This is a genomic window from Massilia sp. TWP1-3-3 (assembly GCF_049897805.1).
GTDB lineage: Bacteria > Pseudomonadota > Gammaproteobacteria > Burkholderiales > Burkholderiaceae_D > Telluria_A.
Genome location: NZ_JAFCWX010000005.1, coordinates 74025 through 87655, shown reverse-complemented (window position 1 = coordinate 87655; position 13631 = coordinate 74025). Strand labels below are relative to the sequence as shown.

14 protein-coding genes are annotated in these 13631 nt (G+C 63.2%); 12 read left to right on the top strand and 2 right to left on the bottom strand.

Features of this window, described 5'->3' with window-relative positions:
- Window positions 1-96: 96 nt before the first annotated feature.
- Window positions 97-276, bottom strand: a complete 180-nt coding sequence (locus ACP7D4_RS06455; RefSeq protein ID WP_426208251.1) for a hypothetical protein — start codon at window positions 274-276, stop codon at window positions 97-99.
- Window positions 277-798: 522 nt separating this feature from the next.
- On the opposite strand from ACP7D4_RS06455, the gene ACP7D4_RS06450 reads away from it, so the two are divergent.
- The 8 genes from ACP7D4_RS06450 to ACP7D4_RS06415 all read left to right on the top strand — a co-directional run bounded on the left by ACP7D4_RS06450 (window position 799) and on the right by ACP7D4_RS06415 (window position 7634).
- Window positions 799-1404 carry a MotA/TolQ/ExbB proton channel family protein gene (locus tag ACP7D4_RS06450; protein WP_426100625.1) on the top strand — a complete coding sequence of 202 codons (606 nt, stop codon included), beginning with the start codon at window positions 799-801 and terminating at the stop codon, window positions 1402-1404.
- Entirely contained in the window at window positions 1404-1850 is a 447-nt protein-coding gene (locus ACP7D4_RS06445; protein WP_426100969.1) for an ExbD/TolR family protein, read from the top strand. The genes ACP7D4_RS06450 and ACP7D4_RS06445 overlap by 1 nt, the downstream gene beginning before the upstream one ends.
- A gap of 53 nt (window positions 1851-1903) precedes the next feature.
- Entirely contained in the window at window positions 1904-2935 is a 1032-nt protein-coding gene (lpxK, locus tag ACP7D4_RS06440) for a tetraacyldisaccharide 4'-kinase (protein WP_426100627.1), read from the top strand.
- Entirely contained in the window at window positions 2916-3086 is a 171-nt protein-coding gene (locus ACP7D4_RS06435; protein WP_426100629.1) for a Trm112 family protein, read from the top strand. The genes lpxK and ACP7D4_RS06435 overlap by 20 nt, the downstream gene beginning before the upstream one ends.
- Window positions 3086-3850: a 3-deoxy-manno-octulosonate cytidylyltransferase gene (kdsB, locus tag ACP7D4_RS06430; RefSeq protein WP_426100631.1), complete on the top strand. Its 765-nt coding sequence runs from the start codon at window positions 3086-3088 to the stop codon at window positions 3848-3850. Before ACP7D4_RS06435 ends, kdsB begins: the two co-directional genes overlap by 1 nt.
- Window positions 3851-4193: 343 nt before the next feature.
- The gene (gene adk, locus ACP7D4_RS06425) at window positions 4194-4850 is read left to right on the top strand and encodes an adenylate kinase (RefSeq protein WP_426100633.1); all 657 of its coding nucleotides are present in this window, start codon (window positions 4194-4196) and stop codon (window positions 4848-4850) included.
- A gap of 176 nt (window positions 4851-5026) precedes the next feature.
- Complete coding sequence (locus ACP7D4_RS06420) at window positions 5027-7273, top strand: sodium-translocating pyrophosphatase (protein ID WP_426208250.1); 2247 nt, start codon at window positions 5027-5029, stop codon at window positions 7271-7273.
- Window positions 7274-7442: 169 nt separating this feature from the next.
- Window positions 7443-7634 carry a DUF1059 domain-containing protein gene (locus tag ACP7D4_RS06415; protein WP_426100637.1) on the top strand — a complete coding sequence of 64 codons (192 nt, stop codon included), beginning with the start codon at window positions 7443-7445 and terminating at the stop codon, window positions 7632-7634.
- A 107-nt stretch (window positions 7635-7741) separates the two neighbouring features.
- Here ACP7D4_RS06415 and ACP7D4_RS06410 read toward each other — a convergent pair whose 3' ends face one another.
- The gene (locus ACP7D4_RS06410) at window positions 7742-9040 is read right to left on the bottom strand and encodes an acetyl-CoA hydrolase/transferase family protein (RefSeq protein ID WP_426208248.1); all 1299 of its coding nucleotides are present in this window, start codon (window positions 9038-9040) and stop codon (window positions 7742-7744) included.
- A gap of 173 nt (window positions 9041-9213) precedes the next feature.
- Between ACP7D4_RS06410 and ACP7D4_RS06405 the strand changes: the two genes are divergently transcribed.
- The 4 genes from ACP7D4_RS06405 (at window position 9214) to ACP7D4_RS06390 (ending at window position 13621) form a co-directional block, all read left to right on the top strand.
- Complete coding sequence (locus tag ACP7D4_RS06405; RefSeq protein ID WP_426100641.1) at window positions 9214-9633, top strand: hypothetical protein; 420 nt, start codon at window positions 9214-9216, stop codon at window positions 9631-9633.
- A 96-nt stretch (window positions 9634-9729) separates the two neighbouring features.
- The gene (locus ACP7D4_RS06400) at window positions 9730-10488 is read left to right on the top strand and encodes a 3-hydroxyacyl-CoA dehydrogenase (RefSeq protein ID WP_426100643.1); all 759 of its coding nucleotides are present in this window, start codon (window positions 9730-9732) and stop codon (window positions 10486-10488) included.
- Window positions 10489-10556: 68 nt separating this feature from the next.
- The gene (ggt, locus tag ACP7D4_RS06395) at window positions 10557-12320 is read left to right on the top strand and encodes a gamma-glutamyltransferase (protein ID WP_426208246.1); all 1764 of its coding nucleotides are present in this window, start codon (window positions 10557-10559) and stop codon (window positions 12318-12320) included.
- Between the two features lie 131 nt (window positions 12321-12451).
- A complete protein-coding gene (locus ACP7D4_RS06390) occupies window positions 12452-13621 on the top strand; it encodes a patatin-like phospholipase family protein (protein ID WP_426100647.1) in 1170 nt (389 codons plus the stop codon).
- Window positions 13622-13631 lie beyond the last annotated feature (10 nt).

Here is a 13631-nt window from a genome sequence, read left to right as displayed (position 1 = left end):
TGCGCTTGCACCTGCCATGCTGCTGCTCCATTGTCCAAGAGCTAATTCCAGCGACCGGGAAATAGTTGCGGTATTATACTTGTTGCCAAGAAATAATCACACAAGGAAATAAATTTTCCAGTTGCCGGCAGTCTTTGCGCGCGCTGCCACAAAGTTTGGCAGGTAAGAAATTGCTTTACCTTTCAACGACTTGCACGACTTCCATGCGCCTTGCACACACAGTTGTCCACAGAAGGTGTGCAAAACTTCGCCGCTGCCGCTATAGCGTGCTGCCATGTTATACAACGGGGTCAGACCACTTTTGCCGCGGGGCAGGCGCCACAAAGTTAAGCAGGTGTAAAATTTCCTTTGCTTTCAAACAGTTGTCGAGCTCCCCGAACGGTTGCACACAAAGTTGTCCACAGAAGATGTGCAAAAGCTCGCGATTGTGGATAAGTGGCGATGCCTTCAATTTACGCACCGGCATATATCCTATAAGAATCAATGACCTGCGGCAGTGCCAGGATCGTTGCACACAATCTTATCCACAGAAGTTGTGCAGAACTTGCCAGGCCGGGAAGCCCGAACCGATCACCTGCGGCTGCCGGTCAACCGGCGCCGTGATTAATTTTCTACTGCCTTGTTTTTGCGCATGACTATTTTTCTATTTAAAAACAAAGACTTGGCGACTTGCCGCGATTCTTGCACACAATCTTATCCACAGAAGATGTGCAGAACTGTACTTGCCGTCCGGCTGGCAACACGTTACATTGCCGGGGTTCGTTCCGATCCGGTAGTACCCTTACTCAGGAGTTTGTTTTGCTCGCCATTCTTCAAGCTGCAGGCTGGCCTATCTGGCTATTGCTGATTGCCTCCATCGTCGCCGTGACGCTGATCATTGAACGCTCCATCTACCTGCGCCGCTCCAAGCTGCTGCCCAAGCAGCTGCTCGACGAGGTCATTCGCGTCTACCACAATGGCAAGATCACCCCTGACGTGATCGACAAGCTGCGCATCAATTCGCCGCTCGGCACCGTGCTGGCCGCCGCGCTGCGCAACGTCGAAGCGCCGCGCGAGATGATGAAGGAGTCGATCGAAGAAGCAGGGCGCGGCGTGGCCCACCTGCTGGAACGCTTCCTGACCACGCTGGGCACGATCGCCTCGCTCGCGCCGCTGATGGGCCTGTTCGGCACCATCGTCGGCATGATCGAGATCTTCGGTTCGCAGTCGGCCAGCGGCGCCAATCCGGCCCAGCTCGCGCACGGCATTTCGGTCGCGCTGTACAACACCGGTTTTGGCCTGGCCATCGCCATGCCCTCGCTGGTGGCGTACCGCCATTTCCGCGCGCTGGTCGACTCCTTCATCATCGACATGGAAATGCAGGCCGTCAAATTCGTCGACATCGTCCACGGTGCGCGCAAATGATGGACTTTCGCCGTGGCCGCAAGCGCGAGGATCCGGAAATTAACCTGATCCCGTTCATCGACGTGCTGCTGGTGATCCTGATCTTCCTGATGGTGACGACCACCTACAGCAAGTTTACCGAACTGCAGATCACGCTGCCGACGGCGGACGCCGAAAAAGCGCTCGACAAGCCGTTTGAATTGAACGTGACGGTCGACGCCAAGGGCAACTACACGATCAACAACACCGCGGTCTCGTTTCGCAGCGTGGCCGACCTGGCCGAAGACATGAAGCGCGCCGCCGGCGCCGCCAAGCCCGAAGGCGCGGCGGCCGACGTCAGTCCGGTTGTGATCGTCAACGCCGACCAGTTCGCGATGCACCAGATGGTCATCAACGTGCTGGAAGCTGCGCGCCTGGCCGGCTACGACAAGCTGACCTTCGCCGCGCAGACCGGCACCAAGAAGTAACAGGGACGCGCGGGTAGCTTTCCGCGCTCCCTGGCTTCTCCATCCGATCGCCCATGGCTTCCCCTTCCTTTGAAACGACGCTCACCCGAGCCTGGCAGCGCCGCGGGTTGCTGGCCCGCGCGCTGTGGCCGGTCTCGCTGCTGTTTCGGGCACTAACAAGCCTGCGCGCGCTGCTGTATCGCACCGGCTTGAAGCAGTCCACGCACCTGCCGGTGCCGGTGGTCGTGGTCGGAAACATCTTCATCGGCGGCACCGGCAAGACCCCGCTGACGATCTGGCTGTGCGGCGTATTGCGCGAAGCAGGCTTTCGGCCAGGCGTGGTCTCGCGCGGCCATGGCGCCAGCGGCCAGGCGCCGCGCGCCGTGACGGCGGCGTCCACGCCGCAGGAAGTGGGCGACGAGCCGCTGCTGATCCACGTGCGCAGCGGCTGCCCGGTGGTGGTGGGGCGGTCCCGCGCGGCGGCCGCGCAAGCGCTGCTGGCGCTGCACCCCGAGGTCGATATCCTGGTCTCCGACGACGGCTTGCAGCACTACGCCTTGCAGCGCGACGTCGAAATCATGCTGTTCGACGCGCGCGGCGCGGGCAATGGCTATCTGCTGCCGGCCGGTCCCTTGCGCGAGCCGGCCACGCGCCGGCGCGATTTCACCGTCGTCAACGCACCGCAACTGACCGACGCGCTGCGCCAGGCCGTGGGCGGCCAGCCGTACCGCATGCAGCTTGAAGGCGCGCTGGCCGAGCCCTTGCTGCGCCCGGGGCAGGGCGTGGCGCTGGCGTCGCTGGCCGGCAGGCGTATCGTGGCGGCGGCCGGCATCGGCAATCCGGCGCGCTTTTTCGCCATGCTGCGCGCCGCCGGCCTGGACGTGGACGAGCTGGCGCTGCCCGACCATCACGATTTCCTGGACCAGCCGTTTGCCGGCTTGGACGCCGAGATCATCCTGATCACCGAGAAGGATGCAGTAAAATGTCGGCAAATTGAACATCTCAAAGACGACCCGAGACTGTGGGTCGTTCCGGTGACGGCGCAGCTTGACGCCGCGCTGGCCGAACACATTGTGGAGAAATGCCGTGGACGCTCGCCTGCTTGACATCCTGGTCTGCCCTGTATGCAAAGGGCCGTTGGAGTACGACAAAAAAGCGCAGGAACTGACCTGCCGCCCCGACCGACTGGCCTTCCCGATCCGCGACGGCATCCCGATCATGTGGGCCGACGAAGCGCGCAAGATCGAGCCCGTGTAATGGGCGCGGCCAACGGTTTCATCGTCATCATCCCGGCGCGCCTGGCTTCAACGCGCCTGCCGAACAAGCCGCTGGCCGACCTTGGCGGCAAACCGATGGTGGTGCGGGTGGCCGAACGGGCCGCCTTGTCGGGCGCTGCGCGGGTTGTCGTGGCCACCGATCACGACGACATCGCCGCCGCCTGCATCGCGCACGGGGTGGAAGTGTGCATGACGCGCGCCGACCATCCGTCGGGCACCGACCGCATCGCCGAAGTGGCGCGCGCGCTGGAACTGGCGCCCGACGCGGTGGTGGTCAATCTGCAGGGCGACGAGCCGCTGATCGACCCGGCGTTGCTGGGAGCTGCTGCCGCCTGCATCAGCGACGCGGTGCCGATGGCCACTTGCGCCCACCCGATCGGCGACGCAGCCGACGCGTTCAATCCCAACGTGGTAAAAGTGGTGCTCGATAAACTGGGACGGGCCCTGTATTTTTCGCGCGCGACCATCCCGTGGCACCGCGACGCGTTTGGCGCCGATCGGGCGGCGCTGCCGGCCGGGTATGTGCCGCTGCGCCATATTGGTTTGTACGCCTACAGCAACCGCTTCCTGCAAGTGTATCCGGGACTTGAAGCCTCGCCCCTGGAAGACATCGAAGCGCTGGAACAGCTGCGCGTGCTGTGGCACGGCTATCCGATTGCGGTGCACGTGACCGACAGTGCGCCGGCGGCGGGGGTGGATACGCCGGAAGATCTGGCGCGCGTACGCAAGCACTACACACAGTAAAATCACCTCCCATCGTCCTCGCGAAACGCGGCGTTTTTTCGGGATCGGGCGTAGGTCGGATAAGCGCAGCGCAATCCGACGTGCGTCAACGCGACGCATGTCGGATTGCGCTGGCGCTTATCCGACCTACATTCCTCACTGCGGCACGCAAAACCCGGTATCTGAGTTTACTTACGTGAACATTGCAAGCCATTAAAAACATCCCCGTTTTGCGCCATATCAAGCAAAAAGACGGCAATTCACCCCCCGATTGGCGTTGACGCATACTTTTGTGGTAAGTTTCGTATCAAGGTCATCGCATATGCATCACCACCAATTTTAAATCAGTCTTAGGAATTTTTTCATGCGTCTCATTCTGTTAGGAGCACCCGGCGCCGGCAAGGGCACCCAAGCTAACTTCATCAAAGAAAAATACAACATCCCGCAAATTTCCACCGGCGACATGCTGCGTGCCGCCATCAAGGCCGGCACCGAACTTGGCCTGGCTGCGAAAAAAGTGATGGATGTGGGCGACCTGGTGGGTGACGACATTATCATTGGCCTCGTCAAAGAGCGCCTGAAAGACGCAGACTGCAAGTCCGGTTATTTGTTCGACGGTTTTCCACGCACCGTCGCCCAGGCCGACGCCATGAAAGAAGCGGGCGTGGGCATCGACTACGTGCTTGAAATCGACGTCCCTGACGAGCTAATCGTGGACCGCATGAGCGGTCGCCGCTCGCACCCCGCCTCGGGGCGCGTGTACCACATCACCAACAATCCGCCAAAAGTGGACAATATCGACGACGTCACCGGCGAGCCGCTGGTTCAGCGTCCCGACGACAAGGAAGAAACCGTCAAGAACCGCCTGTCGGTCTACCATAACCAGACCGAAGTCCTGCTGGGCTACTACAACGACTGGGCCACATCGGGCCTGGCCGGCGCGCCAAAATACCGCCGCATTTCCGGTGTCGGACCTGTCGACACCATCCGCGACGCGGCCTTCGCGGCGCTGTCGGAATAAATGTAAAAACAGATGTAAAAAGAAGCGGACGCCAAGTCCGCTTTTTTAATGCGGATGCTTTGCCATCCCTCGCTCCAGATGTTGATTCAACGTTTTGCAGTGCGCAGTAAGGCAGGCCTACCCGGCCTTTCGGATGTGTTTTTGTGTTACTTGAAAAAATAGGATAAGGGGACGACATGGCAGAAAGCTATTTGATCTTTGCAGTGGCATGCGGCGTGATCGCCGTCATCTACGGTCTGCTCACGCGCAGCTGGATTCTCAAGCAGGACCCCGGCAACGCCCGGATGCAGGAAATCGCACAGGCCATCCAGGAAGGCGCAGCCGCCTACCTCGCGCGCCAGTACCGCACCATTGCCATCGTCGGGGTGGTGCTCCTGATTGCCATCGGCATCCTGCTCGACATGAGCACCGCCATCGGCTTTGCGCTGGGCGCCGTGCTCTCGGGTGCGTGCGGCTTCATCGGCATGAACGTCTCCGTGCGCGCCAACGTGCGCACCGCGCAGGCGGCGACCAAGGGCATGAACCAGGCGCTCGACGTTGCCTTCAAGGGCGGCGCCATCACCGGCATGCTGGTGGTCGGCCTGGGCCTGCTGGGCGTCACGCTGTTTTACTGGATGCTCTCGCGCCAGGCTGCCGGCAGCGCCCTGACTTCCCACGACATCATCAAGCCGCTCATTGGCCTGGCCTTCGGCGCCTCGCTGATCTCGATCTTCGCGCGGTTGGGCGGCGGCATCTTCACCAAGGGCGCCGACGTTGGCGCCGACCTGGTGGGCAAGGTCGAAGCGGGCATCCCCGAAGATGATCCGCGCAATCCTGCCGTCATCGCCGACAACGTGGGCGACAACGTCGGCGACTGCGCCGGCATGGCCGCCGACCTGTTCGAAACCTACGTCGTCACCCTGATCGCCACCATGCTACTCGGCGCGCTGATGATCACCAACGCCGGCACCACCCCGGTCATCTATCCGCTGCTGCTGGGCGCCGTGTCGATCATCGGCTCGATTGTCGGCTGCTCGCTGGTCAAGGCCAAGCCGGGCAAAAAAATCATGTCGGCCCTGTACACGGGCCTGTGGTGGGCGGCCGGCCTGTCGCTGATCGGCTTTGCCGCCGTCACCTGGATGGTGTGGGCCGAAGAAGCGATGCGCATGAAGATGATGGGCTGCGCCGTGGTTGGCATTGTCCTCACCGGCCTGATGGTCTACATCACCGAGTACTACACCGGCACCGAATTCAAACCCGTGCAGCACATCGCCGAAGCCTCCACCACCGGCCACGGCACCAACATCATCGCCGGCCTGGGCGTGTCGATGAAGTCGACCGCGTATCCGGTGCTGGCCGTGTGCGCCGCCATCCTGGCCTCGTACCAGATGGGGCAGTTGTACGGGATTGCGATTGCCGCCACGTCGATGCTGTCGATGGCCGGCATCATCGTCGCCCTCGATGCGTACGGTCCGATCACCGACAACGCCGGCGGCATCGCCGAAATGTCGGGCATGCCTGAATCGGTGCGCGCCATTACCGATCCGCTGGACGCGGTGGGCAACACCACCAAGGCCGTGACCAAGGGCTACGCAATCGGTTCGGCCGGCCTGGCCGCGCTGGTGCTGTTTGCCGACTATACGCACGCGCTGGAATCGGCCGGCAAGGCCGCCTCGTTCAGCCTGTCGGACCCGATGGTAATCGTCGGCCTGTTCATCGGCGGGCTGATTCCCTACCTGTTCGGGGCGATGGCGATGGAAGCGGTGGGACGCGCCGCCGGCGCCGTGGTGGTCGAAGTGCGGCGCCAGTTCCGCGATATCAAGGGCATCATGGATGGCACCGGCAAGCCGGAATACGACAAGGCGGTCGACATGCTGACCGCCTCGGCGATCAAGGAAATGATCTTGCCGTCGCTGCTGCCGGTGGTGGTGCCGGTGGTGGTGGGCATGCTGCTGGGGCCTGCCGCCCTGGGCGGCCTGCTGATGGGTACCATCGTCACCGGCCTGTTCGTCGCCATCTCCATGACCACGGGCGGAGGCGCATGGGACAACGCCAAGAAGTACATCGAAGACGGCCACTTTGGCGGCAAGGGCTCGGAAGCGCACAAGGCGGCGGTCACGGGCGACACCGTGGGCGATCCTTACAAGGACACGGCCGGTCCCGCGGTCAACCCCCTGATCAAGATCATCAACATCGTCGCGCTGCTGCTGGTGCCGCTGCTGCCGGTGACGGGCTGGATTGCCGTCACGCCGGCCGCGGCGATGCATGCGCCGGCAGTGATGCCAGCGTCGCCCGTGGCCCCGCTGCCGATGGCCGCGCCGGCGGCGCAGAACATCGAACCGTCGGTGGTGCCGATGCCTGCGCCGACACCGGACGTCGTCCCCGCCAATCCGGTACCGGCCGATCTCAAAAAGGATGAAGGCGAACCGGTCCAGCTCAAGTAGCGCGCCACTGAGTTCACCCCTGTTTCCTTAACCAAGCCGTCCGGCCCCCGCCGCGCGGCTTTTTTTCATGAAACTCCACCCCGGGGTGGATCTGGTGTTGCTGCTGCTTGAATTTTGCGCGCGCGGACCTATACTTTTTTGTGGGAGTTCATTTTTAGAGGAGGCCATCATGTCCCGCAAATATATCGATTGCCGCGAGTTTCCCAGCGAATCCAAGTGCACCGTCACGATTGCCGCCGACAGCGACGCCGAGTTGATGGAAGTGGCCGTGCAGCACGCGGTCAGCGTGCACAATCACCAGGACACGCCAGCGTTTCGTCAGCAACTGCGCGAAGCCATTCGCGAAGGCACGCCAGCCTGACTGGACCGGTTGCCCGTCTTGCACCATGCTTCATTGAAAGGCATGGTGCAAGGCGTAGCCTTTTCAATCACCGCCACGTCGCGTCAATATTGCTGCTGAACGCGCCGTTAAAACACGCCCATCTTGTTGGCCGCCGCGCGCAGTTCGCCGCGGAAATCCGGATGCGCAATCGCAATGAGCGCCTGCGCGCGCTGCTTGGCCGACTTGCCGCGCAGCTGCGCCACACCGTACTCGGTGACCACATAGTTGACGTCATTCTTGCTGGTGCTCACATGCGTGCCGGGCGAGAGCACGGGCACAATGCGCGACAAGGTGTTGTCCTTCGCCGTCGACGGCAGCACGATGAACGACTTGCCCCCGCGCGAACGGTTGGCCGCGCGCACAAAGTCGCTCTGGCCTCCCGTGCCGGAATAGGGCAGGTGGCCGATGCTCTCGGACCCGCACTGGCCCAGCAAGTCCACCTGCAAGCTGGCGTTGATCGACATCAGCTTGTCGTTTTGCCCGGCGATGTACGGGTCGTTGGTAAAGTTCGACGGATGCATTTCGATCATCGGATTGTGGTGCATGAATTGGTACAGCTTGTTCGAGCCCAGCGCGAAGGTCGCCACCATCTTGCCTTTCATGAAGCTCTTCTGGCGGTTGGTGACGGCGCCGCACTCGACCAGCGTGAGGATGCCGTCGCCCATCATTTCGGTATGGATGCCCAGGTCGTGCTTGCCGGACAGTTGCATCACGACGGCGTCGGGAATGCCGCCGTAGCCGATTTGCAGCGTCGAGCCGTCGTCGATCATGTCGGCCACGTATTTGCCGATCGCTTCTTGCACCGGCCCGATGGTCGGCAAACCCACCTCCATGACCTGTTCGGCGCTCTCGACGATGCGCGTGACTTGCGAGATGTGCACGTGGCACTGCCCGTGCGCGAACGGCACGTTGGGATTGCACTCGAGCACCACTGCGCGCGCCTTGGCCACGGCAGCCATGGTGTAGTCGGTGCCCAGGCTCAATGAAAAGAAGCCCTGTTCATTTATGGGCGAGGCCAGCGAAAAGACCGCGTCGGCCGGCATCAGGCCGTCGTCGATCAGCTTGGGGAGTTCTGAAAAATAATTCGGAATGAAGTCGCACCAGCCGGTCTGGCCCGCCGCGCGCGAGGCGCCGCCCAAAAACAGCGCCGCGTGACGAACGTGATGAGCCGTGTCGATGTCAAAATAATCGAACTTGCGCATCGCCAGAATTTGCGCCACCTTGACGTCCTGAAACGTTCGGCGCTGGCTTGATAGCGCCGTCAACAACGCCGGCGGCTCGCCCACGCCGGTGGGCACGATGATCATATCGCCATCGCGCAATACGGCCAGCGCCTCGGCCGCCTTGCATAATTTTTCCTGGTACATCTGCTGTGCCGTTTGCATAATGCGTCTCCTATAGTTTGCGCCATGGTACAGGGGCAAACTGACCCGTGCCTGACGCAGTGTCTGACGTAGGGCTAGCTGCGGGCCTTGTTACAAAGTGTTTCGCGCGCTAACGAACCGTGGTCCGCAAGCACATAATGAGCTGTTGGCCATGCGCCCCCGGGAGGACCTTCATGAACCTGCTGAAACCAGTCTTGCTCTCGGCCCTCGCCGCGAGCGCCTTGTTCGCAAACGGCGCGGCAGCAACCGAACGGCCGCCGCGCGTGGGCGAGGAAAGAATCGTGCCGAAAAAGCCGGCTGACGGGAAACCCGCGCCCGCCAAAAAGCCGGCCCAGCGGCGTGCCGTTCGGCAAGTACTGGACGACGATGTGCGCCCGGCGCCGCCGCCGGCAGTGTATGCACCCCAATTGACGTCGCCACCATCCTCGCTGCCGGTTCCGGGCGTGGCGCCGGGGCCGCTGAACCTCAACTGCGTGGGCGCCACCTGCACCGACGCCAACGGCGGCCGCTTCAATGGCGGGGTCGGCACCACGCTGATCAGTCCCCAGGGCAAGTTATGCAATAACAATGGCATGACGGTGCAGTGCTTCTAAAAATTGCGGCTGACCGGTTTTTCCCGCCCAAAGTTCGATACAATCGGGTTACTTGACGTTTACGTAAACGTTACACAGAACTTTTAAGGGAATATCATGCAAATCGAAAACAATGTATTTATCATCACCGGCGGCGCATCGGGCCTGGGCGCCGCTACCGCGCGCATGCTGGTCGAGGCGGGCGCGAAAGTCGTGCTGGCCGACGTGCAGGTGGAAGCTGGCAAAGCGCTGGCCGCCGAATTGCAAGGCAGCTTCGTCAAGTGCGACGTGACTTCCGAGGCCGATGGCCTGGCCGTCGTGGCCGCCGCCACCGCGCTGGGCACGCTGCGCGGACTGATCAACTGCGCCGGCGTCGCACCGGCCGTCAAAACCGTCGGCAAGGATGGACCGCACCCGCTCGACGTGTTTCAGCGTACCGTCAACATCAACCTGGTGGGCACCTTCAACATGGCGCGCCTGGCTGCCGACGCGATGGGCAAGCTTGACGCTGCCGAGTCGGGCGAACGCGGCGTGATCATCAACACCGCTTCGGTGGCGGCCTACGACGGCCAGATCGGCCAGGCCGCTTACGCTTCCTCGAAGGCGGCCGTGGTCGGCCTGACGCTGCCGATGGCGCGCGACCTGGCGCGCAGCGGCATCCGCGTAATGACGATCGCCCCCGGTATTTTTGAAACGCCCATGTTGATGGGCATGCCCGAAGAAGTGCGCACCGCGCTGGGCAATATGGTTCCGTTCCCGCAGCGCCTGGGCCGCCCGTCCGAGTACGCGCAGCTGGCCCGCGCCATCATCGAGAACACCATGCTCAATGGCGAAACCATCCGTCTTGACGGCGCGATCCGCATGCAACCGAAGTAACGCAATTCCTGTACGATACCGGTGTTCAAGCGCGCGGCCTGGGGCCGCGCGTTTCATTTGGAGAGTACATGGTCAAGTTGAAGCTGCTGGCGCTGGCCTGCGCGTGTGTCGTTAGCCAGGCGCCGGCGCAAGATGCCGTCCAGGCGGCGCCTGAAGTGGCCACCGGCTACGCCGCCAAGGCAGGCTGGGCATCGAAAAAATTCATGGTCGCCGCAGCCAATCCGCTCGCGGTCGATGCCGGTTACCAGATGCTCAAAAAAGGCGGCAGTGCGATTGACGCGGCCATCGCGGTGCAACTGGTGCTCACGCTGGTCGAGCCGCAGTCCTCGGGCATTGGCGGGGGCGCGTTCCTGATGCACTATGACGGCAAGACCATGCAAGCGTTCGACGGGCGCGAAACGGCGCCTTCGGCCGCCACCGAGAAGCTGTTCCAAAACCCCGATGGCACACCCGTCTCGCGCATGACCGGGGTGGTGGGCGGGCGCTCGACCGGCGCGCCGGGCGTACTGCGCATGCTCGCCATGGTGCACAAGCAGCACGGCAAGCTGCCATGGAAGGTGCTGTTCGCGCCCGCCATCGGGCTGGCCGAGCACGGCTTTGCCGTCAGCGCGCGCCTGAACGGCTTGCTGGCCTACGACCAGCACATCGGCAAGGATCCGCAAGCCGGTGCTTATTTTTACAAGGATGGCAAGCCGTGGCCTAGCGGCCACGTGTTGAAAAACCCGGCGCTGGCTGCCACCTTGCGCGAAATCGCCGCAGGCGGAGCGGAAGTGTTTTACACCGGCCCGATTGCGCGCGATATCGCCGCCAAGGTGGCATCGCACCCGACCAATCCGGGCTTGCTGACGGCGGCCGACATCAAGGCTTACCGGCCCAAGCTGCGTTCGCCCGTGTGCAGCGACTACCGCGCCTACACCGTGTGCGGCATGCCGCCGCCCTCGTCAGGCGGGATCGCAATCGCGCAACTGCTCGGCATTCTGGAAACGCGCAACCTGGGTGCCTATCCGCCGGTCGATGGCGTGCCCGCCACCGAGGCGCTGCACCTGATGACGGAAGCTGCGCGCCTGGCTTACGCCGACCGCAATCGCTACGCGGCCGACACCGACTTCGTGCCGCTGCCGGGGCGCGGCGTGGCCGGCCTGATCGACAAAGCTTACCTGGCCAAGCGGGCCGCGCTGATCGGCGAAAAATCAATGGGCACCGCGCCCGCCGGCACCCCGCCCGGCATGGAGGTGGCGTGGGGCCGCGACAACGCGATCGAAACGGCCTCTACCTCGCACGTGGTGGTGGTGGACGGGCGCGGCGGCGCGGTCTCGATGACGACCTCGGTGGAAGACGCTTTCGGGTCGCGCCAGATGGTGCGCGGTTTCATCCTCAACAACCAGCTCACCGATTTCTCGTTCGATTCGGCCGACGCCGACGGGCCCGTCGCCAACCGGGTCCAGGCCGGCAAGCGCCCGCGCAGTGCCATGTCGCCCACGATCGTGTTCGACCGCGCCAGCAAGAAGCTGGTGATGGCGGTCGGTTCGCCCGGCGGGCCGGCGATCATCAACTACGTGGCCAAGACGCTGGTGGGCACGCTCGACTGGGGGTTGAACGTGCAGCAGGCCATTAACCTGCCCAATTTTGGCAGCCGCAACGGACCGACGGAGCTGGAGACCGGGCGTTTTCCGCCGGCGGTGCAGGAAGCGTTAAAGGCGCGCGGGCACAGCCTGCGCAGCTTCGAGATGAATTCCGGCCTGCACGCGATCGAGCGCATCAACATTCATGGGCAAGACTGGTGGTTCGGCGGCGCCGACCCGCGCCGCGAAGGCGTAGCCAAAGGCGACTGAGCGGGAACGGTGCACGAATCCAAACGGAAATCCACCCCCCGTTGGGGATGCTGTGGTGGTCTGTCCCCAAAAATGCTCAAACCGCAAGGTTTTGCTATCGTACACGCCTTAAACCCTGATACCCTTGCTGTATGGGAATAGAACAGAAAACCGGCTTGATTCTTTCCGGGGGCGGTGCGCGCGCCGCTTACCAGGTGGGCGTGCTGCAAGCGATCTCCCAGATCCTGTGGGAAGCGGGCTGGCGCCCCGCGCGCAATCCCTTCGATATCATCTGCGGCACCTCGGCCGGCGCGATCAACGCGGTGGCCCTGGCCTGCCGCGCCGACAACTTTAGCGAAGGCGTGCAAAAGCTGCTCGACGTCTGGGAAAACTTCACCGTCGACCAGGTCTACCGCGCCGATTCGCTGGGCGTGATCCGTTCTGGTGCGCGCTGGCTCTCGCTGCTCTCGTTCGGCTGGCTGCTGCGCAAGTGGCGCGCCTCGCCGCCTACTTCACTGCTCGACAACACTCCGCTGGTGGGCCTCTTGCACCGCATGCTCGACCTGCCGCGGCTGGACGCGGCGCTCGGCGACGGCTTGCTGCACGCGCTGGCCGTGACCGCCTCGTCCTACACCGCCGGCAACCACGTCACCTTTTACCAGACCGCGGCCGACATCGCGCCCTGGATCCGCATGCAGCGCATCGCCATGCAGCACCAGATCGGCGTCGAACACTTGCTTGCCTCGTCCGCCATTCCCTTCATTTTTCCGGCCGTGCCGCTGTACCTGGGCGGGCGGCGCGAGTTTTGCGGCGACGGCTCGATGCGCCAGCTGGCCCCCATTTCGCCGGCCATCCACCTCGGTGCGACCAAGGTGCTGGTGATCGGCGCCGGGCGCCTGCACGAACCGGCCGTGCACGACGCCGAGCAGGCGCGCTATCCGAGCCTGGCGCAAATCGCCGGCCACGCCATGTCGTCGATCTTTCTCGATTCGCTGGCGGTCGACATCGAACGGCTCAACCGCATCAACCTCACGCTGTCGATGCTGCCGCCCGAGTACCTGGCCAAAACGCCCCTCAAACCGGTCGAGCTGCTGGTGATCGCGCCCTCCGAACGGCTCGACACCATCGCCGCGCGCCACACGGGCAGCCTGCCGGCGCCGGTGCGCACCATGCTTTCGGGGATCGGCGCGACCGAGGCGCGCGGCGCGGCGCTGGCGTCTTATCTGCTGTTCGAATCGAGCTACACCTGCGAACTGATACGCCTGGGCCAGCGCGACACCCAGGCGCGCAAAACCGATGTCCTGAAGTTTTTCGGCGACTAGGCCCAAGCAC

Coding starts and splice junctions, on each gene's coding strand:
- adk (WP_426100633.1), top strand. CDS start 4,194: ATGCGTCTCATTCTGTTAGGAGCACCCGGCGCCGGCAAGGGCACCCAA.
- ACP7D4_RS06420 (WP_426208250.1), top strand. CDS start 5,027: ATGGCAGAAAGCTATTTGATCTTTGCAGTGGCATGCGGCGTGATCGCC.
- ACP7D4_RS06410 (WP_426208248.1), bottom strand. CDS start 9,040: ATGCAAACGGCACAGCAGATGTACCAGGAAAAATTATGCAAGGCGGCC.
- lpxK (WP_426100627.1), top strand. CDS start 1,904: ATGGCTTCCCCTTCCTTTGAAACGACGCTCACCCGAGCCTGGCAGCGC.
- ACP7D4_RS06455 (WP_426208251.1), bottom strand. CDS start 276: ATGGCAGCACGCTATAGCGGCAGCGGCGAAGTTTTGCACACCTTCTGT.
- ACP7D4_RS06405 (WP_426100641.1), top strand. CDS start 9,214: ATGAACCTGCTGAAACCAGTCTTGCTCTCGGCCCTCGCCGCGAGCGCC.
- ggt (WP_426208246.1), top strand. CDS start 10,557: ATGGTCAAGTTGAAGCTGCTGGCGCTGGCCTGCGCGTGTGTCGTTAGC.
- ACP7D4_RS06390 (WP_426100647.1), top strand. CDS start 12,452: ATGGGAATAGAACAGAAAACCGGCTTGATTCTTTCCGGGGGCGGTGCG.
- ACP7D4_RS06400 (WP_426100643.1), top strand. CDS start 9,730: ATGCAAATCGAAAACAATGTATTTATCATCACCGGCGGCGCATCGGGC.
- kdsB (WP_426100631.1), top strand. CDS start 3,086: ATGGGCGCGGCCAACGGTTTCATCGTCATCATCCCGGCGCGCCTGGCT.
- ACP7D4_RS06415 (WP_426100637.1), top strand. CDS start 7,443: ATGTCCCGCAAATATATCGATTGCCGCGAGTTTCCCAGCGAATCCAAG.
- ACP7D4_RS06445 (WP_426100969.1), top strand. CDS start 1,404: ATGGACTTTCGCCGTGGCCGCAAGCGCGAGGATCCGGAAATTAACCTG.